At 53.4% G+C, this 25,039-nt stretch carries 18 protein-coding genes; 5 read left to right on the forward strand and 13 right to left on the reverse strand.

The features are described from left to right. Nucleotides 1-120: 120 nt before the first annotated feature. From pheT to Q0P86_RS12915, 5 genes are all read right to left on the reverse strand, one after another. A complete protein-coding gene (gene pheT, locus Q0P86_RS12895; RefSeq protein WP_295039976.1) occupies nucleotides 121-2,556 on the reverse strand; it encodes a phenylalanine--tRNA ligase subunit beta in 2,436 nt (811 codons plus the stop codon). 108 nt (nucleotides 2,557-2,664) lie between these two features. Continuing rightward, on the reverse strand, nucleotides 2,665-3,780 hold the full coding sequence (locus Q0P86_RS12900; protein WP_294113578.1) for an RluA family pseudouridine synthase: 1,116 nt from the start codon (nucleotides 3,778-3,780) through the stop codon (nucleotides 2,665-2,667). A 112-nt stretch (nucleotides 3,781-3,892) separates the two neighbouring features. Then, a complete protein-coding gene (locus Q0P86_RS12905; RefSeq protein WP_295039996.1) occupies nucleotides 3,893-5,674 on the reverse strand; it encodes an NAD(P)/FAD-dependent oxidoreductase in 1,782 nt (593 codons plus the stop codon). Nucleotides 5,675-5,745: 71 nt separating this feature from the next. Beyond that, nucleotides 5,746-9,051, reverse strand: coding sequence for a right-handed parallel beta-helix repeat-containing protein (locus Q0P86_RS12910; protein WP_295039978.1), 3,306 nt, complete (start codon nucleotides 9,049-9,051; stop codon nucleotides 5,746-5,748). After that, complete coding sequence (locus Q0P86_RS12915) at nucleotides 9,051-10,943, reverse strand: FecR family protein (protein ID WP_295039980.1); 1,893 nt, start codon at nucleotides 10,941-10,943, stop codon at nucleotides 9,051-9,053. Before Q0P86_RS12915 ends, Q0P86_RS12910 begins: the two co-directional genes overlap by 1 nt. A gap of 152 nt (nucleotides 10,944-11,095) precedes the next feature. Between Q0P86_RS12915 and Q0P86_RS12920 the strand changes: the two genes are divergently transcribed. The 3 genes from Q0P86_RS12920 to Q0P86_RS12930 are packed head-to-tail and all read left to right on the forward strand — an operon-like array spanning nucleotide 11,096 to nucleotide 13,211. Further along, nucleotides 11,096-11,380, forward strand: a complete 285-nt coding sequence (locus Q0P86_RS12920; protein WP_072978541.1) for a hypothetical protein — start codon at nucleotides 11,096-11,098, stop codon at nucleotides 11,378-11,380. After that, on the forward strand, nucleotides 11,380-11,862 hold the full coding sequence (gene ybeY / locus Q0P86_RS12925; protein WP_290993552.1) for an rRNA maturation RNase YbeY: 483 nt from the start codon (nucleotides 11,380-11,382) through the stop codon (nucleotides 11,860-11,862). The genes Q0P86_RS12920 and ybeY overlap by 1 nt, the downstream gene beginning before the upstream one ends. Further along, a complete protein-coding gene (locus Q0P86_RS12930; RefSeq protein ID WP_295039982.1) occupies nucleotides 11,862-13,211 on the forward strand; it encodes a hemolysin family protein in 1,350 nt (449 codons plus the stop codon). Before ybeY ends, Q0P86_RS12930 begins: the two co-directional genes overlap by 1 nt. A 294-nt stretch (nucleotides 13,212-13,505) precedes the next feature. On the opposite strand, the gene Q0P86_RS12935 is transcribed toward Q0P86_RS12930, so the two are convergent. Genes Q0P86_RS12935 through Q0P86_RS12960 form a run of 6 tightly spaced genes read right to left on the reverse strand, consistent with a single transcriptional unit; the run spans nucleotide 13,506 to nucleotide 21,208 of the window. Then, nucleotides 13,506-14,750 carry an SUMF1/EgtB/PvdO family nonheme iron enzyme gene (locus Q0P86_RS12935; RefSeq protein ID WP_295039985.1) on the reverse strand — a complete coding sequence of 415 codons (1,245 nt, stop codon included), beginning with the start codon at nucleotides 14,748-14,750 and terminating at the stop codon, nucleotides 13,506-13,508. Nucleotides 14,751-14,803: 53 nt separating this feature from the next. Beyond that, complete coding sequence (gene cdaA / locus Q0P86_RS12940) at nucleotides 14,804-15,643, reverse strand: diadenylate cyclase CdaA (RefSeq protein ID WP_294113597.1); 840 nt, start codon at nucleotides 15,641-15,643, stop codon at nucleotides 14,804-14,806. Continuing rightward, the gene (gene folP, locus Q0P86_RS12945) at nucleotides 15,630-16,535 is read right to left on the reverse strand and encodes a dihydropteroate synthase (protein ID WP_295039987.1); all 906 of its coding nucleotides are present in this window, start codon (nucleotides 16,533-16,535) and stop codon (nucleotides 15,630-15,632) included. Before folP ends, cdaA begins: the two co-directional genes overlap by 14 nt. Further along, complete coding sequence (ftsH, locus tag Q0P86_RS12950; protein WP_294113601.1) at nucleotides 16,535-18,679, reverse strand: ATP-dependent zinc metalloprotease FtsH; 2,145 nt, start codon at nucleotides 18,677-18,679, stop codon at nucleotides 16,535-16,537. The genes folP and ftsH overlap by 1 nt, the downstream gene beginning before the upstream one ends. A gap of 9 nt (nucleotides 18,680-18,688) precedes the next feature. Then, nucleotides 18,689-20,026: a tRNA lysidine(34) synthetase gene (locus Q0P86_RS12955; protein WP_295039991.1), complete on the reverse strand. Its 1,338-nt coding sequence runs from the start codon at nucleotides 20,024-20,026 to the stop codon at nucleotides 18,689-18,691. Nucleotides 20,027-20,029: 3 nt separating this feature from the next. Further along, on the reverse strand, nucleotides 20,030-21,208 hold the full coding sequence (locus Q0P86_RS12960) for a hypothetical protein (RefSeq protein WP_295039993.1): 1,179 nt from the start codon (nucleotides 21,206-21,208) through the stop codon (nucleotides 20,030-20,032). A 42-nt stretch (nucleotides 21,209-21,250) separates the two neighbouring features. Between Q0P86_RS12960 and Q0P86_RS12965 the strand changes: the two genes are divergently transcribed. Further along, on the forward strand, nucleotides 21,251-21,490 hold the full coding sequence (locus tag Q0P86_RS12965; protein ID WP_290993572.1) for a hypothetical protein: 240 nt from the start codon (nucleotides 21,251-21,253) through the stop codon (nucleotides 21,488-21,490). Here Q0P86_RS12965 and Q0P86_RS12970 read toward each other — a convergent pair. Further along, nucleotides 21,463-22,845 carry a histidine-type phosphatase gene (locus Q0P86_RS12970; protein ID WP_294113608.1) on the reverse strand — a complete coding sequence of 461 codons (1,383 nt, stop codon included), beginning with the start codon at nucleotides 22,843-22,845 and terminating at the stop codon, nucleotides 21,463-21,465. The two genes, Q0P86_RS12965 and Q0P86_RS12970, sit on opposite strands and share 28 nt — an antisense overlap. A 135-nt stretch (nucleotides 22,846-22,980) precedes the next feature. Beyond that, nucleotides 22,981-23,337, reverse strand: coding sequence for a phosphoribosyl-AMP cyclohydrolase (hisI, locus tag Q0P86_RS12975; protein WP_294113610.1), 357 nt, complete (start codon nucleotides 23,335-23,337; stop codon nucleotides 22,981-22,983). Between the two features lie 126 nt (nucleotides 23,338-23,463). On the opposite strand from hisI, the gene Q0P86_RS12980 reads away from it, so the two are divergent. Beyond that, nucleotides 23,464-24,876, forward strand: a complete 1,413-nt coding sequence (locus Q0P86_RS12980) for a glycine--tRNA ligase (RefSeq protein WP_073192198.1) — start codon at nucleotides 23,464-23,466, stop codon at nucleotides 24,874-24,876. Nucleotides 24,877-25,039: the final 163 nt, after the last annotated feature.

Raw genomic sequence — 25,039 nt, forward strand, 5'->3', positions numbered from 1 at the left:
AGGGCAGGGCCCGTATATGAAGAACCACCCGCTGTGCGGGTGGGTCCCTTTTTTCTCATTGCTCGAAAGGCCGTAAGGCCCGGCCTCACTCCTCAAAGGCGCGAAGCCCCGAGCTCTTAGCTAGCGGAGCACGATGTCGCCGTTGGCGACGAGCTTGTCACGCAGCTTGTTGTGGGCCTTGTTGACTTCGTCGTCGGTAAGGGTGCGGTCCATGGCCTGGTAGGTCAGACTGTAGACCATGTTCTTCTTGCCGGCTTCGATCTTGTCGCCTTCGTAGATGTTCTTGAGCGTAATCTTTGCAAGGTTCTTCGGGTTCAGGCCCTTGATGCGTGCAAGAATCTGTTCGTGAGTCATGGTCTTGTCGACTTCGATGGAAATGTCGCGGCTAGACGGAACCTGGCGGCTGAACGGTTCGAACACGATCTTCTTGTGGGTGGCGTGTTCCATCTTGTCCATGTCGAGTTCCATTACGTAGGTGGTGTAGCCGATATCGAAAGCGGACATGGCAGTCGGGTGGAGTTCGCCCATGGTGCCAAGCACCACGCCGTCGGCGAGGACTTCGACCTGCTTGCCCGGGTGCAGGTAGATTTCGGCCTTGGCTGGCACGCGGAATTCCACCACGAGGCCCACGCGCTTGAGGAAGCTCTGCACCAAGCCCTTGAAGGCAGCAAAGTCAATCTGGGAGGGCTTGTCGTTGAGCGGGTTCACGTCGAAGGCACCTGCAACGGCGAGGGCGACGAGGTTCGATTCGTCGAAGCCCGGATCGCGCACGTCCTTGCGGTCGCGCTTGAACTGACCCTTGGCCACTTCGAACAGGCGAACGGAACCGGGGCGGTTCTTTTCGTTTTCGGCAACGCTCTTGAGAAGGTTGGGGAGGAGGCTGGTCGGAACCACGCCGAGTTCATCGGAAAGCGGGTTGAGAAGCGCTGCGGGCTTGCTGCGGCGGTCGTCGTTTTCAGCTCCGAACAATGCTTCGGTGCGGGCCTTGCTTGCGAAGCGGAGGGAGAGGCATTCGTACAGGCCCATTGCAGAAAGCGTCTTGCGAATCTTACGGTTCAAAACTTCGATGGGCGGAAGTTCGTTCGGCTGCATCGTGAACTTCGGCAAGCTATATGGGATGTTGTCGAAACCGATGAGGCGTGCGACTTCTTCAATGAGGTCAACTTCGCGTTCGAGGTCGGGGCGGAATCCCGGAATCTTGAAGGTGATGGATTCGGCATCCTTCTTCACGACTTCGAGGGCGATACCCGTGAGGTACTTTTCGATGTCGGCAGCATCAATCTTCATGCCGATAATCTTTTCGGCGCGGGCCGTGCGGAGCGTGACTTCGTTCAAGTTCTTCTTGTGGTCGTCGCCCGTGTATTCGACGGTGCCCTTGAGAATGCGGCCACCGGCGACTTCCTGGATCATGGCGCAGGCGTAGCGGCTGTATTCGTCCTGCGTGGTAAAGTCAATTTCGCGTTCGAAGCGGTAGCTGGAATCGGTCGAGATGCAGAGACGCTTGGCCTGCTTGCGGACGATGGTCGGGTTGAACCAGGCGCTTTCGAGGAACACGTTCTTGGTGGTATCGACAATTTCGGATTCGACGCCGCCCATCACGCCGGCTACGCAAGCCGGACGGTCGCCGTCGCAAATCACGAGGTCACTTTCCAACAGTTCGTGAGCGGTGTGGTCGATGGTTTCGATCTTTTCGCCCTTCACGGCGCGGCGCACCTTGATCTTGTTGCCATGGAGCTGGTCCATGTCGAAGCTGTGGAGCGGCTGGCCCACGTCCATCAGAATGAAGTTCGTGATGTCCACCACGTTGTTGATGCTGTTCATGCCTACAGCATGCAGGAGCTTGGCGAGCCATGCCGGGGACTTTTCAACTTTTACGTCCTTGATGACGCGTCCCACGTAGCGGGAACAACCGCAACCGGGAACCACTTCGAGACTAATGGCGGAGCTGGCGGCTTCTGCATCTTCCTTGAGTTCGTAGGCGAGTGGCTTGAGCGGGCGGTTGAACTTGGCGGCGAGTTCGCGGGCGACACCGCGGTGGCTTAATGCATCCGGACGATTCGGGGTCACGTTCAGCTCGAAGCACACGTCGTAGAGGCCGAGGCTTACGAACGGAGTGCCAGCCGGAATAGAATCGTCGAGAACCATGATGCCGGCGTGGTCGTCGCTGAGGCCGATTTCGTCTTCGGCGCAAATCATACCGAAGCTTTCGACGCCGCGAATCTTGGACTTCTTCATCTTGAGCATGGTGCCGTCGGGGAGCGGAAGCTCTGCACCGATCGGGGCAAGCACCACGGTCTGGCCAGTAGCCACATTCGGGGCGCCGCAAACGACCTGGATGGTTTCTTTGCCGTTATTGACGGTCGTAATGTGCAAGTGGTCGCTATCCGGATGGGGTTCGCAGGTAAGAACCTTAGCCACAATCAGCTTTTCATAAACCTTGCCCGGTTCTTCGGTGCCTTCGACTTCCAAGCCGATGGAGGTTAATGCCTTTGCAACTTCTTCCGCATTTTCCGGAAGATCAACGTGACGTCTGAGCCAATTCAAAGAAACTTTCATCTTATTCCTCTTTGGTGCGTATTTTACCCAGGTGCATCAAAACAACCTGCGCGCAAAACACGTGCCTGCTTAAATTTCGGTGGTAAATGTAGAAAAATGCTTCGGGTTTTATCGGTTGAATTCGTGGCGAATAGGCTTTAGCTGGTCCACGACGCTTTGCAGTTCCTTGGGGAGCGGACTATCGAGTACGATTTTGTCGCCGTGCCACACAAATTCCAAGCGACAGCTGTGCAAGAACAGACGGTGCAGTCCAAGCTGTTTTTTGACTTCGCGGTTGAGCGCGAAATCACCGTAGCGTGTGTCGCCGAGGAGCGGATGTCCGATGCTTGCGAAATGGGCGCGGATCTGGTGCATGCGACCCGTTTCGAGCTTGATTTTTACTAGGTCGTAGCCTTCGTAATGCTGCTTGACACGGTAATGCGTGATGGCCTTCTGGGCGTCCTTGCCGGTTTCGCCAACTTTCATCTTGCTGCCCTTGGCGGCATCGGTGCGAGTGAGAGTCTCGTCGATGGTTCCCTTGTCTTTCTTGAGGTTGCCCTTGACGAGCGCGTAATAGAACTTGTCGACTTCGTGTTCGCGAATCATGCGAGTAAAGTCGCGGAGCGTGTCGCCGTGGAGGGCGGCGATAATCATACCCGAAGTTTCCTGGTCGAGTCGGTGGGCGATGGTGGGCTTGAAGTCTAGTCCTTCGCGGCGGCCCCATTCCCATAGGTATTCCACGAGGCTCTCGCCGGGGCGAGTGCCGGAACCCGGCTGGCTTGCAAGTCCCGAGGGCTTGTTCACGACCACGTAGTCTTCGGTCTGGATGACGATGTCGATTTCCTTTGCTCCCCAAGAAGCGTTCCTTTCGTCTCTCGTCTTTAGTTTCTCGTCTGTTTTGCCCCAAGTGGACTTGGCTTTCGCGAAGCCGGTGCTGGGTTTAGAACCGTTAGCCTGGAGCGTAGCGACGGAATCCAGCACTGGATTCCCTCCCTTCGGTCGAGAAAGACTGTCCTGCTGGAAATTTTGAGAATCCGCGTCGACGCTCTTAAAGTTTTCATAAATGCAGACGGTGTCGCCTTCCTGTAGCATCTGGTTTGCTTTGCCCACGACGCCGTTCACGCGGACTTTCTTCTTGCGGATGACGGCGAAAAAGACCGACAGCGATTCGTCGGGGAACGCCTTGCGGAGGAATCGGTCGAGGCGCATGTTAGCAAAATTGCGGTCAATGACTCGGGTGATCATAAGCTAACCTGAGGTGTGGGGTAAGAGGTCGGCACTACGTGCCTTTGAGGTTTAAGGTGCATTGGCTTTAAGCGGAGTGACCTCAAATCGAATTTATGAGCGAGCTCATTGCTCATACCAATTTATCCTTTTTCGCATAGTGGGCGAGGCGAACGCCGTCGGCAGCGCTAGTGACGATTCCGCCGGAGTACCCGGCACCTTCGCCGAGCACGAACAGACCCTTGGTATTCTCGCTTTCAAGCGTCTCGCTGTTGCGGCTCATGCGCAGCGGGCTGCTGGTGCGGGTTTCGGGAGCGACAATCAGGCCTTCTTCGATGAATCCTGGAATTTTCTTGTCGAAATTTTGGAATCCTTCGGCGAGGCTCTTGCAAATGGTCTTGTCTAGCCAATCCCAGAGATTGCTCTGTACGAGTCCGCAGGGGTAGGTGGATTTTGGGAGCGATTTGTCTTCGCGGTGGGCGAGGAACGCCTTGATGCTTTGCGCTGGAGCGGCGTAGTTCTTGCCGCCGACCGCGTAGGCATCGCTTTCGATTTTACGCTGGAATTCGAGCCCGCCAAAGAGATTGTCGCTTGCCGCAATGGGCACGGCGATTGCCCCATTTGCAAAAGGCCCGTTGCGGCGGCTGTAACTCATGCCGTTGGTGGCGAGGGTCCCGGGTTCCGAGGCGCAGGGCACCAGGACGCCACCCGGGCACATGCAGAAACTGTAGGCTCTGCTGGTTTTATTCAGTGTCGGGGTGGCGAGGAAGTATTCGGCGGAACCCGTGAGCTTGGTGTCTACATTCAGGCCCAGCTGGCGTATGTTGATGAGCGCTTGCGGGTGCTCAACGCGCACGCCCATGGCAAAAGACTTACTTTCGAGAGCGACGCCACGGGTGTGGAGCATTTCGTAAATGCTCCGGGCAGAATGCCCGACGGCGAGCACCAGCGCTTCGCAGGGTTTCCAGTAGGAATTCGATGATGCTGTATAAACGCTGCGCTGGATCCCGTCACTACACTTCGTTTCGTTCCAGGATGACGTCGCGGAAGACTGCCTTGGTTCGTTCCAGGATGACGTCGCGGAAGACTGCCTTGATTCACTCGGATTAACTCTTGTGATTGGGTCAATGGATTCTATCGGTCGGCCATAGCCTCGCTCCAGAATGACATTCCTCAATTTAATAGCGGTTATTTTTCCCTGCCTAATTTCGATGTCTTCAAGCGCTGTGCTAAAATGAATCTTACCGCCGAGTCTTTCTATTTCTGCGCGCATTTTCCGCAGCAATAAAACGAGGCGGTCCGTGCCGATATGCGGCTTGGCGAAGGTCACGACCGATTCGTCGACTCCAAATTCGACCATGTCGTGTAGAACCTGTTCTGTGAACAGGTTCCGGGTGCGGGTATTCAGCTTTCCATCGCTAAAGGCCCCCGCACCGCCTTCGCCAAAAAGAACATTGCTGTAGGCGTTAAACTTGCGGTCTATAAAAAAACGCCTAATGTCGCGGAATCTTTCTTCGACGCATTTGCCCTGTTCGTACAGGTCTACCGCAAAACCCTTCCGCAGCAAATGCAAGGCTGCCCAAAGTCCGCTCGGTCCCGCGCCAATCACGTCGATATGCCCTGGCATCGCGACACTATTTTTTTGCGGATCGCTCTCTAAACTTTCCTTGTCACGCGTTGCCGCTACAAGTCCCTTGGCGTGATTCCCCGTGGCGCGGACTTCGCGCTTTAAGTCGAAAATCACATTGTAAGACCACTTGGGGTCGCCTTTCCGGCGGCTATCCAGCGAGAAACGCTCCACCTGCAAGTTGAAAATTTCTTCGGGGTGCAGGCGGAGTTCGCGGGCGAGTGCAGCCCGGTATTCCCCTTTCTTGGAAAGGGCGACGGAAAGTTCTCTGTAGCGGTAGGTGAACATTATTCCCAAATTTAAAAAATAAAGGCCGCATCATACCGACGCGACCTTGTTAATCTTTAGGGAAGATCTTCCTAGAATTGATAATTGACCCTGATGCCGCCGTAGACATCCTTGTATTCGTTGCTACGGTTGTCTGGACGGTAGTAAAGGCCCGTTCCCACGTACCATTCGCTGCTCAGGCGCTGTGAGTGGTTCACGGTCAGGTTTACGCTGCCTAGAACGTCGGTTTCATTATCTTCGACTTCCTTTTCGTCTTCTTCCCATGAGGCGGTCAGGTAGCGGAATTCACCCGAAAGACCCAGAATCAAGAATTGGTCCATGAAGGGTATTTCGAGGTCGTCGTTCACGGAAATTTCGCTTTCGCTCATATCGTCGCGTTTGTAGTTCTTGAATCGCGGCGTCACGACGAACCGGTTCTGGAACGCTCCTGTCGATGTGGTCGCCGAGATGGGGTAGGCGTGTTCGAAGTAGTCCCCTCCGCCAAAGTAGTAACCCAGCTTGGCAATCGTTTCGTCGGAAAGATCCATCTTGCTGATCAGGCTGTCCTTGTGGAACTTGGAATCGTCCGTACGGAGGGTCCAGCGGCCAGCCACCTTAAAGTTGGTCTTGTAGGCGTTGAGCGAAATTTCGGCCATCCAGGTGTTCTTGTAGATTCGTTCCTGGAATTTGGAAGCGAGGTAATCTTCGCTGGCCATGCTCTGGTATTCAGCCCAGCGGGTAGAGTCAACCTGGACAGACTCTTCGCCAATGTCGATGGTCGATGTCGGTTTGTCATTTCGCTTTGCAAACCAGCGGTCCTTATAGATACCTTCTTCAAGAATGTAGTTGCCGTGGAGTTGGTAAGGCTTGTATTGGGTTCTGTATTCCAGGTTGTAGCTCAGGTTCAGGTTCATCTTGTCGCCAATCTTGAAGCCGTTGTCGACGGTGAAGTTCTGGATGTACTTGGCTCGGTCGTTGTCAAGCTCATGCTCGTCCATCCAGTCTTCGTCTTCGGAGAACAGTCCCCAATGGGTTCCTTCGCCCAGGCCGAAGAGGTTCGTCTTCTTGCCCTTGGCTGCATTTTCGACGTTGATCTGGTAGCCAAAACCGAAAGTCCAGAAATTGGTGATGATTTGTTCCAGGTAACCGCCAAATTCACGGGTATCGGAAAGCTGGTCGGGAGAACCTGCGCTATAGTAGTCTTCGCCTACATACTTGATATGGCCGGAAAGAGTTGTGTGGTAGATGTTCCAGTAGAGAGACGCACCGATGGCGATGTTCTGGCTTCCCCAGTTGAGTCCGAGGACGCGATCGTCGTCGCGGGCGCTTTCGTAGTCGCTGTTCTGGGCCTTCGCTTCGCGGATGAGCGTGCGGAGGGAGTCGCGCATTTTCGGACGGCTGAGGGTAGTGTTGTTACCGAAGATTTCTTCAAGTTCATCACTAGAAAGCGTGTTGATCTTGGATTCGTTTGCCATCAGCTTGCGTAAGGTGTTCATCGAGGAGGTGTTCAGGCCCGCTTCGGTAAAGACCTTGTTGATGGCTCGTTCCTTGACGACGTCGGCCGTGTCGGCCCTGCCTACGGCAATCTGTCCGTTCAGTTTGATGTCGCCTGGGTAGAACAGCCAGTTTCCATCGGCATACACGGATAGTGCCTGCTGCATGGGCTCGCTGGTAATGGAGGAACGGCTGCCGCCATCACGTAACAGCGGGTCGTTGATTTCGTCGTTGGCGTAGATGAAGCCGAACTTGGCGTCAAAGCGGCGGAGTGGAGCCCACTTGACGGAACCGCCGTAGGCGATACGCTGGGCCTGAGCTTCACCGTCTTCGATGTAGGTCTTGTAGACGTAAGGATGACGGTCTCCGACAAGGTAGGGCCTGCGGCTTTCACCGAAGAAACCGTCCATTTCAAACAGGGGCTGGTTCGCATTGTTGGTCAAGATCGAACGGGTGTAGCCCACGCCGAAAATCGGGAGCGAGGACATGTAGATTTCGCCGCCGTTCTTGTTGAAGTCGCCCAAGACCAGGCGGTTGTGCTTGTCGGTATAGGTAAGTGTTACCGGCTTCGGGTTGAAGCGGTTCCAGGAGTCGCCGGTGTATTCCGTGTTCAATTCGATCGTCTTGCCGTCGGGAGATTGCATGAGCAAGTAGATGCTGACATCGGTGCCGAAGCCCGGGACCTGGAATGTGTTCTTGTAGTGATCGTCCGGCTTGATGGTGTCACCCGAGATTTCCTGATTGCTTCCGGAGTGGTTCTTGCTTGTTTTCACATAATGATAATGGTTGCCGATGCCGATGTTTCCTGAAATGTTCCAGGATTTCTGGGGGGCGGCGGCCTTTCGTTCTTCGTTTACTTTCTGGGCGAGTAAATCTCCGATAACGTCGTCCTTGTTGATGGCGCGGCTCGTGACTCCCGGAATTTCTGGGCTAGAGGGAAGTGTGGTGGCGACTGCGCCGAAGTCCTTGTTGTAGTCGGTCTCGTTGTTCGAGATGCTTTCTAGGACTTCCTTGCCGAGGACGTCTTCGGAGGATACTCCGACCTTGTTGTCGTTGACCTTGGTATTGTTGAAGGAAATGTGGCTGTTGCCCATGTTCAAGATACCGTAGGTGTTGTTGGTAAGGCTGGAACCCGATACGCTTGTAATGGCGAGAGGCGCATTGTACAGGGCGACCATGTTGTCCTTGAATTTCGTGTTATTGATTTCTGCCTTGCTGTAGCTGTCGATATGGAGGGCAGCCCCTTTGTTTCGGATGAACTTGCTGTTGCTGATGGAAAGCTGGGAATTCTTGGCGTAGATGCCGCGGCTAGAGGTGCTGTCAACTTGAGTGGATAGAATATTGAGTTTGCCGTTTTCGACGACGATGCCGGTCTCCGCCTCGCTGATGACGGCGTTTCGGATTTCGGACGGCATTTCGCCAGAAATGAAGATACCCTTCCAGTCGCCGCTCTTCGAATTTTTCAGTGCTGAACGGAATTCGACTTCGTTGTAGCGCGTACCAGCGACGACGAACTGGCCCATTGCGTAGAGCCCCGTGCCAGGTTCAAACAGAATTTCGACACCCGGTTCGATAACCAGTGCCGTGTTCTGTTCTACGAAAATATCTTCGGTAACGAGGTAGGGGGATTTGTCGGCCTTTAGGAATCCGTGGAGGGCTCCCTTGAGTTCTGTCCCGCTTTCCATTTGCGGTTTCGGAGGAAGAATTTCCGCCTGCTGGATAACCTTGGCCGAATCAGCTTTTAGGGCTGAATCTGCTTTCAGGGTTGAATCGGCATTCAAGGTTGAATCGGCGGCTTGCTGGATGCTTGCCTGCGGTTCTGCCGGTGCAACGGTACTGGCCGTCTGTTCCTGTGCGTAAACAAGACCAAGGGAAAAAGCTGAAATAAGAATTGGGAGTTTCATTAGCGCACCTGGTAAATCTTTTTAGCGACAAGGTCTTTTTGGCTGCTCTTTAGTTTAACCGTAATATCGAACTCGGAATCTTCGCCACGGGTGAGCTCTATCGGCACACTGAACATGATGCTGTTGATCTGATTTTCGTTCCAGGATTCGATTTCTTTCTTGTTTCGCGTCACCTTGACACTCTTGATGTATGCAGGGTCGCTGCCGGGAAGGCCCATAACGGTGAATCGTAATTCCTTGTGGAGCTTGTTGGTGAAGTTCTTGGGCGGAGGCGGAACGCGGAGTCTTTCTATTTCTTTGCCCGGAATCTTGACGTAGGCTCCGGGAATCTTTTTGTAGCAGCCTAGTGTCCTGGATAATTTGCTCGAATTTCCGGCTTGGTCTGTTATCTTGAAAACATAGGCGTGACGGCCCTTTTGCAATGAGCTGGATGCGGGGTTCGTTTGGGTAATGACGCTTTCGATACCCGAGATGTTATCCGTGGTCACCGTGAAGAGGTTGATGTCGTCGTCCAAGTTGCTGAACTTATAGCGGATGTTGCAAGACAGGGAATCGTAATTCAGGAGTTCAATCGTGGGACGAATCCTGTTGACGCCCTTGCAGGTTTTGTTGATGTCCAGGTCGAGATAGGCCGTTTCGGTCTCGAATTCGGTAGAGTTGTATTCAACGGTGACCCTGTCTTCGTTCCAGTTGCCCTTCTCGTCGCTGATCTGGATGGTGTACGAGAACTTTCCGTTGGCGCTGTAGGGAATCAGGTTGTCAGAAGTAAAATTGCCGTGTTTCACGCGGAGGTCGGCGTTCGTTCCTCTGGAATCGAAGGTGCCTTCAATGGTGACCGAGGCGGGGTCGCAGACTTTTGCGGGGGAACTGGTTGTGATGGTCAGCGGTTTATGTTCGTTTCCTTGGTTGGAATTCATGTCGCCGATATAGTAGGTGGTCAGGTCGCCACAGGGGAAGGAATTGGTGCTGTCGGTGTAGCACAGTAGGGATACTTTCTTTGCTCCGAAGAGGTGCGCTTCCCATTCAACATTCAGTTCTACAATCTCTCCTTTCGACATGACTGGAGTGTCCTGGAAGCCGACCATGATTTCCTTGGCGCATTTTACCTTGACTTTCTGTTCGGCGGAGTAGACGGTATCCGGTAGGGGTGTAATCTCGCAGTTCGCTTGTTGCTTTAACTGTTCCTTGCGAACCTGGTAGGAAGAGTCTGCTTTCTGGACGAGCTTGATGAGGGCGTCCTTGTCGTTTTCGAGAGCCGGATCGCTAATATACTTGTCAATTTCGTCGAGGAACTTGGCGTCGCCGGAGGATTTCAGGTCAAGAACGACGGTTTCCTTGCCGATGCTGAACGCCGTCTGGCCTCCCTTGAGATTGTACTCGGTGTTGAGGCTGGAATCGTGGATGTCCAAGCTACCGTTGCTCAACGAGGCGATCAGTTTCATCAGGCTGGTAAAGCCGATGGTTCCCGCCGTACCGCGGATAGCTGCGGTGGCGGTTCCGGTCTTGAACTTGAATTCGCTGCCCTTGGCCTGTTTTTGCACGTCGAAGTTGACTTTTCCGTTCAGGATGTTGACCTGGTTGTGGTTGATGCCGTCTTCGTTCAGCAGTTCTGCCATTTCTGCTTCGGTGCGTTCGTTGATAGTGAGGGAGCTTCCGTCGGGAAGTCCGATGATAATCAGGGATTCGACGCCCGTCTTGAAACGGTCCTTCTTGGTGACCCTGGAACCTGTTTCGGCAGGAATATAGCCGCCTTTCCCCTTGGGCTCGTGCAGAGCCTCTGGGCCGCTGGCGTTGCGAATTTTACCGGAAGAAACTTTTTTTGCAGCCGGAGAATAGCCTATCATTAGGGCTGTGGCAATGGCGACTAGCTTAAAATACCTCGAAAATGACATATTGCCTCTTTTTACGAATGCAAACTAGGACAAATATATGTATTTTTTTTACAAGCTTGAATTGGATAAATTAGTTCAAGTAATAAAAAAAGAGACTTTTTTCAAAGAAATTTGGAAGAAGTTTTTTGAACCATATAACAATAGGACCGCATATGGAAGTCGAAGAACTGACCGTTGCCTTTAGCGACGAAGATACCGGTGAAGAAGTCATCAAGGAACTTGACAAGGAAATCCTTTCGAAGGGAGCCTGGCCGACCGTGATGTTCCTTTACCAGGAAAAGGACGCCAAGACGGGCGACATGGGTGAACCCAAGGTGTCGCTGCGCCGCTACCGCAAGATGAACGGAATGTTCAAGGCCCAGGGCAAGTTCAAGATTACGGGCAAAGCCCAGGCCGAAGCTATCATAAACGTCCTCAAAAAGTGGTATAACATTTAATGCCGGACCCTGCTAGTCGAAAGAAGAAGTATAATATCGAGTTCCTTTGCGAGGGGAACATCGAGGTTTTTCCGTACAAGGATAAGTTTGAAAAGATGGCTCGCAAGCTCCTTGCCGAAGAAGGCAAGGAAAAAGACGTGAATATTGTGCTCTGCACCGACGAGTTCGTGCGCACTATGAACCGTGATTACCGCGGACTCGACAAGGTGACGGACGTTCTCTCGTTCGAATGGAAGAACGAACTCGGTGTTGAAATTCCCGAAGACGAGGCGATGCTCGGCGAAATCTATATCGCCCGTGAGCAGGTGCGCCGTCAGGCTCCCGAATATGGCAACACGTTTTACGCCGAAATGAAGCGCGTGATTGTACACGGGCTCTTGCACCTGTCTGGTTACGACCATATCAAGGCCGCCGACCGCAAGGTAATGCGCAAGCGCGAATGCGAGTTCCTGGGACTAGACCCGTACAAGGAAGGTGCCTAATGGAAAATCCCGAAAGTTGGGCCATTGCATTCCTTGTCGTTTTTGTCCTGACCTCGTTCTCGTTTTCGCTGATCAAGTCCGCCTTTAGCGGAATATATGCCAAGCGCGATGCCCGTGACCGAGAAGGTCGCGAAGAGGTGGTCGCCTCGTTGGTGGAACTGCCGGGCTTTAACGAGACGATTTCGATTGGCCGCATCCTTTGCAATGTGGGGGCGGGCGTCCTCGGATTTTATCTGTTCCAGATGATTCCGTGGAACTGGGTGCAGGAATACTGGTTCCTGGCTTTTGCTGCTTACCTGGTGGTTGCCTGCTTTGCAATCTACACGATTACGGTGTTCTTGGCGAACCTGCTCGGAAACTTGAAGCCGGATACCTTTGCGATTGTGCTGATACCGCTGTTCAAGTTTATTCGACTCCCGTTTGCTTTGCCCGCAAAGATTTGCCATGTGCTGTTCGTCAAGATCCTGAAGGGCTTGGGGTACGATTCCAAGCTGAGTTTCTTGCCAGAAGAACGCCGCGACGCCGTGCAGGCGCAGGCCGACCTTTCGGACGAGGCGGATCCCGATGGTGAAGGTCTGGAGCAAGAAGAGCGTCAGATGATTCTGAACATCTTCGACTTCGTGGAAACTCCGGTGCGTGAAATTATGACTCCGCGCGTGGATATGTGCGCGGTCGAAGTCGGAACGCCGCTCGAAGAACTGGTGAAGGTGCTGAATACCGAACGCCATTCCCGCTTGCCGGTGTACAAGGAAACCGTCGATAACATCGTCGGTATCCTTTCGAACCGCGACTTTTTGGAATGGTACACCGAACACCGCGACGAACCGTTTGACATCATGAAACTCGTGATGCCGCCGGTATTCGTGCCGTACCACAAGAAGATTGACGACATGCTCACTGAACTGCGCAAGACGGGGAACCAGCTTGCCATCGTCGTCGATGAATATGGCGGAACCGCTGGCCTTGTCACGCTCGAAGACATTCTCGAAGAAATCGTGGGCGAAATCAAGGACGAAGACGATTTGGACGAAGATGAAGACGTGCAGCGCCTTAAGGACGGCCGCTTCATTCTCGATCCGGTCATTACGCTTTCGGACTTGGAATACAAGCTCGGCGTGGAACTCGAGGCTCCTGAAAATTCCCACGTGGAAACGCTTTCGGGTCTGATTCAGGCAACGCTCGGCATTATTCCGTCTCCCGGCGCCGAAGTCACCATCAAGGGGTACACTTTCCGCGTGCTCAAGATGGACGGCACCCGTATGGAAAAGGTGCTCATGATTTTGCCCGGTAAGGCTAAGGTGAAAAGCGGCAAGGGCGTTCCTCGCACGCAGGCATTCAAGGTCGTGTAGACCTTAAGTGCTCCGCTGTGCGCATGCCGTTTCCCGTCATCCTCGACTGAACTCGCACCCTGCGTCATCTTCGACTGAGCGTAGCGAGGGAGGGGATCCATCGAAGAAAGCTTCTTCTGGATCCCGTCGCCTCTCCGAGGCTCCAGGATGACTCTGCTAAAAATGGTTCGTTGTTTCGCAGCTCCAGGATGACTCAGCTAAAAACGGTTCATTGCTTCGCAGCAATCAATGACGCTGCAAAAAGAATGTCGCCTCTCTAGGCGACAAGGCGATGTCACAAAATTTCTATTGGAATTATTTGCAGCAGCGGAAACCGACGTTCGGGTATTGGTTCTGCGGATAGAAGCTGAACTTGTTGTCGGTGCACTTGCTTTCGTTGTTGGTGTTCCAGGCACCGCCTGCGACCAGGTACATGCTCGGGTGATCCTTGCTGGTGGAGGATGTCCATTCCCAAAGGTTTCCGTTCATGTCATACATGCCGTACCAACTGCGGCACTGCTCCTTACGGCCGCTGCGCTTGGCGGCTTTGGTGTTGGTGTTGCACTTGTTCTGCTTGTAGCTGTCGCCGTAGCTGTAACGAGTGTTGTCCTTGCTCTTGCAGGCGGCCTGCCATTCGGCGAGGCTACAGAGGTGTTTGCCTTCTTGCTGGCACAGACTTGCGGCCTGTTCCTGGCTCACCATGTCGCGGGGGAGTTCGTCGGCCTTGTTCGGGTATTCGTAGGCGTCTACGCAAACGGTCTTGCCTCCGAGCGGAACGGGGTAGGCATTCTTGCCGCAAACGTTGTCGCTGGCCATGTCGTACTTAGCTTCTTCCCAAGCGGAGCGGTTCCCTACGGAGTCTACGGCGTAGAAGAATACGCTTCCGGTCTTGTTGTATTCAATGGCTTTGCCCGCTTCTTGGGCGTGGAGCGTATCGCCAATGGAGAGGAATGTCTTGCACTTGATTTCTTCGCACTTGACCTTGAGCTTGATGGGGTCGTAGTAGCGGCCTGCGGGCGGTGCGATTTCAGCGACGGGCGGCACCTGGTCGGCAGCACGGATGCTGTCTTGAATGCGCAATTTTTCCAAGGAGTCGGTGCGAGCCTTTTCAATAATGGCCAAAGAATCGGCGATGCGCTGCAGGCTATCTGCACGGGCCTTGTCTATGGCGGCGAGGCTGTCTTTGATGCGGTTCAGGCTATCGCGCACGTGACGGATGCTGTCGCGGTTCACGTTGTTCTTGAGTGCGGCAAGCGAGTCCGCTACACGCAGGCTATCGGCGAGGCGCACACTGTCAGCGCTGAGCCTTGCCAGTGAGTCGGCCATACGGATGCTGTCGGCGCGGGCCTGTTCCAGGGCGCGGAGGCTATCCAGCGTGTGGCGACGTTGGAGTTCGAGAGCTGTTTCCTGTTCCTTCGCGAGCGCGTCTTGCTTAATTTGGTCCAGGTGGCACTGCACAATAAAAAGGGTCACCAGCAAGAGGAACATCAACACGAGAATCGCAATGTTCTTCTTTTTGCGGCGTGATTTTACCTGATTTTCTGTTTCGTTATTATTCATAAAAATCCTTTAAACCAATTACCTACTACCAACTTCCTACCGTCTACTGTCTACTACCCCGCCTTATCCTCTGCAATTTCGGCCTTAGCCGACTCACGCACATCGTTAAAGAGTTCGCCCCAATGGCGGATAATTTCTTGCTTGAGTTCGGCGACGCTGATGTTTCTGCGCAGCGTGTTACGGTAGGCGATAGAGATGTAGCCCGTTTCTTCGGACACCACAATCACGAGGGCGTCGCATTCGGCGGCCAGTGCTTTTGCTGCGCGGTGACGCATACCGTAGCCCGCTTCTTTTTCGGCGTTACCGGTGGGCATGGGCAAGATACAGCCTGCGGCAATAATGCGTTTGCTGTTCATGATAACAGCACCGTCGTGGAGTGCGGAATTCGGGAAGAAGAGGGCGCGCAAAAGTCTAGAACTGATTCGGGCATCCAAGATTTCACCGGTGTCGGCGTAGTTGCGGAGACCCACGCGCTTTTCAAGCACAATCAGGGCACCCGTGTGAGTCTTCGCTAAATCTTGGGCGGCACTCGCGATGGTCTTGGTGATTTCGTCGAGACCGCTTGAATGGAAAAACAGGTTGTGGAAATCGAGTTTACTGGCGGCCTGACCGATACGGGTAAGGGCGCTTCGAATTTCGGGCTGGAAAAGAATCACGAGCGCGATAATGCCGAGGGTTGCAAGGTTGCTGATAAGCCACACGACGGTATGGAGTTCCCACCACTGCGCAATAATCCAGGCGAGAATCAAGAGTAATCCACCGAAAATCATCTGGGCGGCGCGGGTGCCGCGGAACAGCAAGAAGATGTAGTAAAAGATAATCGAAATCAGGAGCACGTCCAGAATATCTGCCGGACGTACATCGATAATCCCGAATAACTTAAACAGAATCATTTCTCAGCGCCTCCAAATAAAGCAGAGATTCCTTGGCCTCTTTCACGTCGTGCACGCGAATACAACTGGCTCCTCCGAGTACGGCAACGATTCCCGCCGTAACGGTCGGAATCAGGCGGTCGCTATTTTCAAGGCCGGGCATTTTACCAATATAGGACTTGCGCGAGGTCCCGATGAGAACGGGGTAGCCGTCTTTCAGGAATTCTTCGGTGGATTTCATCAAATCGATGTTGTCCTGCGCGGTTTTCCCGAATCCAATGCCCGGGTCGATGCAAATTTTTTCGCGTTCGACGCCGAGGTCCAAAAGCTTTTTCACCTGCAATAAGAGTTCTTCGCGGACTTCCTGCACCACGTTCGTGTACGGCTTAAAGTCCTGCTGCATGGTGCCGAAGTTCCCGCGGATGTGGTTGAGTACTACGGCGGCCTTGGTGTCTGCGACGGTCTGGAGCATGTTCGGGTCCATGGCGCAGGCGCTGATGTCGTTGACGATGTGCGCGCCGAGCTTCATGGTTTCGGCAGCAACCTTCGCTTTGACCGTATCGACCGAGATGTAGAATTCACGGGGCTTTCCGCCACTGCTGTAGCCGCTTTTGGCGAGTTCGGCGAGGCGTTCCACCACGGGGCAGACTCGGTCCAGTTCTTCTTGTAAGCTAACGGGGGCGCTTCCCGGGCGGCTGCTTTCGCCACCGATGTCCAAGATTTCGGCGCCTTGCTCCAGGAGCATCAGGGCGTGTTCGTAAGCGGCGTCAGGCTTGTTGTGCTTGCCACCGTCAAAAAAACTGTCCGGAGTCACATTCACGATACCCATGATCAGCGGGGTCTTGCAAGGCAGAACCTTGTCGCCGATTTTCCACGGGAGAGAGCGGCTATGATCCAGAACTTCTTTGAACATTACGAATTTTCCTGTTTTGCGTTTTCAGAAGATTTCAGCGCTTCGGTATGGGCGTCATCGCTTGCCGGAGTCGTTCCGGCGGCGGGCGCGGGCTTGATTTCGGCTACGGGTGCATCAGTGACCGGTGCGACCGGAGGCTGTTTGCCCGGGTCAGGCGGCGGCGTATTTTCGCGTTTTTTCTTTTCTTCCATTTCTTCGAGCGCCTTGTACTGGCGGCTCTTCTTGGTGCCGGTCAGTTTTTCGCCGGCCATCACGCGGTCAATTTCTTCGCGGTCGAGCACTTCGAATTCGAACAGTGCTTCGGCGAGATCAATCAGCTTGTCCTTGTTTTCTTCGATGAGTTTCTTGGCGGCCAAATCGAGACGCTTGATGAGGCTGTTCACCGCATTGTCGATCTTTTCGGCCATCATTTCGGACATTTCTTTCGGCTTGCTGATTTCGCGGCCGAGGAACACTTCGCCGTCGGTGCGGCTGTAGCATACCGGTCCGATTTCGTCATCGAAACCCCATTCGGTCACCATCTTGCGGGCAAGTTCGGTAGCGCGCTGGATGTCGTTGCTGGCACCCGTGCTCTGGTGGTTGAAGAAAATGAGTTCGGCGAGTCGGCCCGACATCATGATCATGATGCGTTCTTCGGCGTATTCGCGGCTGTAGCTCACCTGGTCCCGTTCCGGCAGGCTCATGGTGACACCCAGGGCGCGTCCGCGCGGAATGATCGTAATCTTGTGGAGCGGGTCAGAATGCTTGCACAGGAGCGTCATTAGGGCGTGGCCTGCTTCGTGGTAGGCCGTGTGGCGCTTTTCTTCGTCGGTCATCAGGAGCGTGCGGCGCTCGGCACCCATGCTGAGCTTGTCGCGAGCTTCTTCAAAGTCGAGCATCGTGACTTTCTTGTTGTTGAAGCGCGCGGCCAAAAGGGCTGCTTCGTTCACCAGGTTTTCGAGGTCTGCACCAGCAAGTCCGGGGGTTCCCTTGGCTACGGCCTTCACGTCTACGTCGTCGGCCAGCGGCACCTTGCGCTTTTTCAGGTGCACCTTCAAAATTTCTTCGCGGCCCTTGAGGTCGGGGAGTCCCACCACGATTTGGCGGTCAAAGCGGCCGGGGCGGAGCAGTGCCTTGTCGAGCACATCCGGACGGTTCGTGGCGGCAATCAAAATCACGCCTTCGTTGGCGGTAAAGCCGTCCATTTCCACTAACAACTGGTTCAAGGTCTGTTCGCGTTCATCGTGACCGCCACCGAGACCTGCACCACGCTGGCGACCCACGGCGTCGATTTCGTCGATAAACAGAATGCACGGGGCATTCTTTTTGCCGGTTTCAAAGAGGTCGCGCACGCGGCTAGCACCCACGCCCACGAACATTTCTACAAAGTCGGAACCGGACATACTGAAGAACGGCACTCCAGCTTCGCCTGCCACCGCGCGGGCGAGGAGCGTCTTACCGGTACCCGGAGGACCGACGAGTAACGCACCCTTCGGAATGCGTCCGCCGAGGGCATCAAACTTTTTCGGGTCCTTCAGGAATTCCACGAGTTCCTGCAAATCCTGCTTGGCTTCATCGCAACCGGCCACGTCGTTAAAGGTGGTCTTCTGCTTGCCGTTGAGCTGGCGGGCCTGGCTCTTGCCAAAGCTGAAGGGGCTCTTGCCGCCGCCACCCATCTGGCGGTTCATCATGAAGTAGAAGAATACAATCAAGAGGATCGCGGGGAGGAACGCGATAATCGTGTCGAGCCAGGTGCTGGATTCGTGGATGACCTTGACTTTGACACCCTTGTACATTTCCCAGGCGGTAATCTGGTCGTTGCTCACTTCGAGCATGTGGCTCTTGAAACGCTTGGTCTTGCCGTTGTCATCGCTAGACTTGGTAAAGCGGGCGAGGGCGCTGCGGTTCTTTCTCGCTTCGGCAATCTCTTCGGGGCTCATCTCGCGCTGGCCCTCGATAATTACGCCGTCGGGGGTCTTTTGCAGGGTGAGTTCGGTAATGACCTTGGTGGAGTCTCCCATCATGGCCAAAAATTCGGTGCGCGTAATGTCCGAGTCTCCGTCTTTCCCAGCGAGCGGGAACATAACGAACAACAGGAGAATCATCACCAGTAAAATGATAAAGTTCTTGCTACGGTAGGGGGGCGATTTTTTTTCTTGACTCATAAAATCCTTTTATTCTTTCATTCCGCAAGATACAAATTTTGACGCGGTCTGAACATCTTCAAATTCGCAAATCAAGACGGTTGAGCCGTTTTTGATGATAGAACGCTTGCGGTAGGCGGCGCGTACGGGAATTTTAACATGGGCGGGCTCCGTTTGGCTGTAAAAGAAACCGATCGGAAAGCGAAATCCCTGTTCCGAAAGCCACAAACGGAACATTTCGGAAAGGTTGGCTTTGGAGTGGGCGATAAAAATTTTGCGAAGCTTTTTCTTGTTTAGAGAGATTGAGGTATGGGGTATGATGGAGACAAGAGACGAAAGACGAGAGACGAAAGATGAGTCTTCTTGTTTCGTCATTCTGAGGCGAGTTTCACCGAAGAATCCAGTGCATTTTCCGACCGCATTGTCATCCCCGACTTGTTCGGGGATCACCATCTTGTCTTGCAATGCTTTTCCGAACACTTCTTCGCTTTTTACCATCACTTTCGCATACGCCTTATCGGCAAGTCCTGCAATCCGGCAAAGTTGCCGTGTAGCCCCCGGGCAGTTCCGTTCTAAATGGGGGAGCGCTTCGTGCCGGATAAAGTTCCTTGCGAATTTGGTATCGGTATTGCTTTCGTCTTCGCACCAGGTGAGATTGTGCTCGCGGGCGTAGGCGAGGAGGTCTGCGCGAGAGACGGAAAGGAACGGCCGATAGAGAGATGGGGTATGGGGTGTGGGGTCGGTCGTTTCGCTCCCTTTGAGGTATGGGGTCGCAACCTTCGGTTGCTTTGGGGGATGGGAGGCTTCGTCTAGAACGCGAACTTCTTGAATCCCGCGTAACCCTGCAAGCGTCGTTCCTCGCTTGAGTCGCATGTACATGGTTTCTGCCTGGTCGCCTGCATGGTGCGCAGTGACGATGGAGGCTCGAGGTGTGAGGTCGCAGCCTTCGGCTGCTTTGAGGTGTGGGGTATGAAATGTTGGGTGTGAGGTGAGTGGCGTGTCATCCTGGAGCCTCGCAGAGGCGATAGGATCCAGAGCAATCTCGACCAGCGCTTTGTACCTTGCATCCCGTGCGTTTTCTTCTAGCGAGCCTTCTGCATTTTTCAGCGATTCGCCATCCAAACGTTTCAAAAAAAACGGGACTCCGTGCGCTTTTGCGAACGCCTCGACAAAAGCGGCGTCCCTATCAGCTGTTCCGACCCGCAGCCCGTGATGCACATGTGCAATCCCCAGCCATTCAATGCCCAATGCCGCTTTATTGTAAATAAAATAATGCGCGAGGCAAATAGAATCCAGACCGCCTGAAACTGCAAGCAGCAGGCGTTTGAAACCATGACGGCGAATATTTTGCAATAAATCAAGACTCAATTTTTATTTCAGATTAAATTGCTTGATACATTCTTCGAATTCGTCATCGTTGTCGCTGTAGCTTAGGAGTTGGTCGACAAAAGCATGGTGGATGTTGCTGTAATCATTTTTGAGGAAATCCATGTCGTGCTCGGTAGCTTCGCAATACTCTTGGGTGACTTCAAGGTTCTTGTTCCAATTGGTGCAGGTCGTTCCTTGGTAGGATACTTTTATTACGGAGTTTGTGTATTGCGTGGGTTGCATTCCCATGGAAAGAGTGGTGCTGATTTCGATAACCTTTCCATCTACAGAAATATTTACAGTGTTGGAATCTTTCTGCAAGAACCATAAACCACTAGCTATAAAAGCGGTGTCCGAAGTGACTTGCGGGTTTTCGATGAAGTAGTTGCGGCATAACATTTCTTTTGATTCGTCTTCAAAAATCTGGTAAATTTGGTAGCAGTATTCGCCGGGACCATAAAGCTTATAGATATCTTTGAAACTTGATTTTTTGGTTCTCTGGGTCGGTTCCAATATAAGAGTTGTTTTATAGTTGGACGGAGCGGGCACGAATGTTCCGTTTCTGATCCTACCGACAAGTTCCCATGTGGAAAAAATGGAATTCGAATTGCCTACATAAACATAAGCTTCACTGGGGTCGTCGCATTCGTTCCCGATGTAATCGCATTCGTAAAGGGTGTCGTTAGACATCTTGAATCCGAAGGAATGGTCTATCATATATCTAAGCGAGTCTCCGCCATATTCGGATTGGAACATAGTTGGCGACACGTCGTATCTGTCAAAAACGCCCGTGTAGTCTTCCGCTACCCATTTGAAAGAATTTGTGGCGGAATCGTAATCGCATTCTTCTTCGAGGAAATAGTACCTGAGATGTTCTTCATCAAAGAAAGAAAAATGGTCGATGCTTATTGTGGTAATCCAGCCGTCATCCGAAGGCAAAGATTCCACCTTGTCGCTAGAAGAACTTGCTTCTTGAACGCTTGAAGAAGATTTCGGTTCGTCTTTTTTCTCGGAAGATGAACTGACGGATTCGTTGTCCGAAGACGAATCAATGGAGATTTCCTCAGAAGATGAAGAAAGTTCCTGGTCATTTGCAGATGAAGAATTGTCGTCACCGCAGGCGACCATCAGTAGGGCGGAAAACAGAACGCAATATGCTTTTTTCACAACAATCCTTTGCATGTCCTAAAAAATAATTTATATTTCCCCCTCAAGGAGGCTTCTATGGCTAAAAACAGAGCGAAAGCGGCGGGCAAGGTTGCCGATGCCGCAATGGAAAGTGCAAGAATGCGAACGCTACGCATAGACGGCTCCCAGAACGGAGCTACACTAAGGACTAGAATTGTCCGAGACAAGACGAAGTACAACAGAAACATTAAACACAAGAAATCCCTCGCCGACGCGGGGGATTTCCCTTTTATACAGGCAGTCGCAGGTTATTTGCCCGCTGCAATCTTGCCGTAAAATTCCTTGACGTCTTCCCAGCGGTAATACGGGACGGCGGGGCAGTTTTGCAAGGTCCCTGAGCTAGCCGAAGGGCCTTGCGGGTTGCATGTCACGGGCAGTTTCTGCTCGATTTCGTTGAGCATCACTTTCACCAAAATCGGGGTGCCCTTCTTGCTGGACTTGTAGAATACGAGCTGTACGTTGGCGGCCATCGGGCTGATTTCGTAGTCGCGCCAGACCTTGTGCAGGTTTTCCATGTCGGCGGTTTCGATGCCGGTGTTCTGCGTGCCGTTTTCTAGCTGTAAAAGCACTGCAAACGGGAAAATCACCGTATCGTGGCCAAAGCGGAGTGTCGCGGTGGTCTTTTGCGCGGGCTTTGCTGCTGTCTTTGCGGTTGCTGAACCGGTTGATGAGCTTGCCGAATCAGTCGAAGCATCTGTTTTGGTTGTGTCGGCGGCAATCACCTTGTCGGCTTCATCCAGAATGTTTTTCAAGAGCGGGCGCGCATTTTCGAGGCCCTGTTTTTTGGCGAAGGGGTTGTTGCCTAGCACGCTGTACCACCAGGCGTTCTGTGCATGCCAGCGGGCGGTAAGGTCTTCTTTGGTCCACAGGTCGTCAAAGTTGAATTCGATTTCGGGGCTACCTTGCAGGCTGTTGCCGATTTCGTAAATCTTGCTGAAAAGGTCGCCTGCGTCTACATTCTTCTGGATGTAGTTGGAATCATTGAAAATCGTGCGCATCATGTGAGTCGGATTCACGTGGCTGTAAAGTTTCTCATTTTCCTTTTGCCAGGCGGGTGTGTTCGATTCGCCGATGATTTTTCCGAAATCCAGCGGGCTGATGAAGCTCATCAGGTACTTGCCCGATTCCTGGTGAATTTCGACCTTGGGCTTTAGCGCATGCAGTTCTTCGAGGAATGCTGCCATGCTCACGACGCAGCGTACGCTGGTGCTGGCGTAGGCTTCTACATAGGCGTCATTCTTGAAAATTTCAGGGAAGTTCTTGACCATGCGCTTTGCGATTCCCTGATGCTGGGCCACGCCGAGCTGGGTCAAGTCGCCTGCACGCGGGGCGGCGTATTCGTCCAGGAACTTGGCGCGTTCAAGTAGGCTCTTGCCGAGGTCCGTGAGCTTGCCTGCGGAATCGGCTTTTGCGAGCGTATTGTACAGCGCGTGATAGTGGTCGGCTGGCTGGTGGAATCGGCTGCCGTGCCTGCCGTAGTGGCTCAGGTAAAACGGCTTGTAGCCGGCGGGAGCCTTGGTGTACTTGGCTGTCGGAGTGGGGTAGGCGTAGTAATTGCTACCCATCTGGCGGAAATCTTGGGTGAATCCCGAAATCGCCACTGTGAGTATCAGCGCGAGAATTTTATTCATATAAACCTCTATGGATCCCGTCGGTCACTTCGTTCCCTCCAGGAAGACGTCAGTGGGAGAGTCATCCTCGACCAACGGGAGGGGATCCAGTGCGGATTCCTGTTTTTCCTCCGCTCCGCGGATGACATACTCTTCTTATTTTCCGCAGTCTACTTTCTTAAAGAAGCAGCTGCGGGCTCCGGTGTGGCAAGCGACCTGCGGCCCCTGCATGCGCACCTTGAAGAGCAAGGCATCGCTGTCGCAGTCGGCGGCCCATTCCACGACGGTCATCACGTTTCCGCTGGTGTCGCCCTTGTGCCAGTATTCCTTGCGGCTACGGCTCCAGAATACCATCTCGCCACATTCGTGGGTGCGACGGAGCGCTTCTTCGTTCATCCAGGCCATCATGAGCACGTCGCCCTTGTCGGCATCCTGTACGATTGCCGGGGCAAGCTTGACTCCGTCTACTTCTACTTCGAATTTGATTTCTTTTATAAGTCCGTCGAATTGCATAGTGAAAATTTAGAAAAAAAAGATTTCGTCGGTCACATTTTACTATCTTTGCCACCGTCAGGGCCTATCATCCAGGTAGGTTCCTAGTCCGGCACGCCGAAGCGCCTGCCGATAAAGGATTATAAAATGGCAAAGAAAGTTCAGGATGCCCTCAAGGACATCATTTCCCTCTGCAAGCGCCGCGGTTTCATTTTCCCCGGCTCCGAAATTTACGACGGCCTCGCCAACACTTGGGACTACGGTCCGTATGGCGTGGAACTGAAGCGTAACATCAAGAACCTCTGGTGGAAGAAGTTTGTGACCAGCCGCCAGGATGTGCTCGGTCTCGACAGCTCTATTCTTTTGAACCCCCGCGTCTGGAAGGCTTCTGGCCACGTGGGCAACTTCTCTGACCCGCTGGTGGATTGCCTCGCTTGCCACGAACGTTTCCGTGCCGACCAGCTTTTGGAAGACAAGCTCGGCGAAGGCTGCTGCGCCGGCAAGAACTTTGACGAAGTCCACCAGATGATGATGGACAACAAGATCGAATGCCCCACCTGCGGCAAGACCGACTGGACCAAGCCCCGCGCATTCAACTTGATGTTCCAGACCGAAATCGGCGTCATCGAAGGCGAAGGCAACAAGGTTTACCTCCGTCCGGAAACCGCCCAGGGTATCTTCGTTGACTTCAAGAACATTGTCGATAACGTCCGCCCGCGTATCCCGTTCGGTGTAGGCCAGATCGGTAAGAGTTTCCGTAACGAAATCACTCCGGGTAACTTCATCTTCCGTACTCGCGAATTCGAACAGATGGAACTGGAATTCTTCTGTGAACCGGGCACTGAACTTGACTGGTACAACTTCTGGCGCAAGTACTGCTTCGACTGGCTCGTGAACGACCTCGGCGTGAACAAGGAAAAGCTCCGCCTCCGCGAACATGCCAAGGAAGAACTTTCTCACTACTCCAACGGTACCACCGACGTGGAATACGAATTCCCCTTCGGCTGGGGCGAACTCTGGGGTATCGCAAGCCGCACGAACTACGACTTGACGCAGCACCAGAACGAATCCAAGGTTAAGCAGGAATACATTGACCCGGTGCAGAACAAGCGCTACATCCCGTACGTGGTGGAACCGTCCCTCGGTGTGGAACGCCTGCTCCTCGTGCTCCTCTGCGACGCCTACGACGTGGAAAAGCTCGAAAACGATGAACGTACCGTGCTCCACTTTGACCCGAAGATCGCTCCGGTGAAGGTGGCTGTTCTCCCGCTCGTGAAGAAGGGCCAGGTGAAGGCCAAGGCCGAAGAGCTCTACCAGAAGCTCCTCAACCGCTGGAATGTGGAATACGACGAAACGCAGTCTATCGGTAAGCGCTACCGCCGTCAGGACGAACTGGGTACCCCGTTCTGCGTGACCGTTGACTTCGACACGGTGGGCGAGGGGGAATCCGACCCGGCAAAGCTTGGCTTCGTGACTGTTCGCGAACGCGACTCCATGAAGCAGGAACTGGTGAAGATCGACGAACTCGAAGCTTACCTCTCCGCAAAGCTCGGCTGTTAAGCGCGGCGATGCCGCGATGTGAAGTGTGAAATGTGAAGTGTGTAATGATTAATTACACACCACACACTACACACATCACACTAAAAAGAACCCGGAAACGGGTTCTTTTTTTTGTATACAGAAAACCACCCGCTAGGCGGGTGGTTCCAAAGAGCCTACGGCT

The sequence above is a fragment of the uncultured Fibrobacter sp. genome (genome assembly GCF_946062555.1).
Classification (GTDB): Bacteria; Fibrobacterota; Fibrobacteria; order Fibrobacterales; family Fibrobacteraceae; genus Fibrobacter.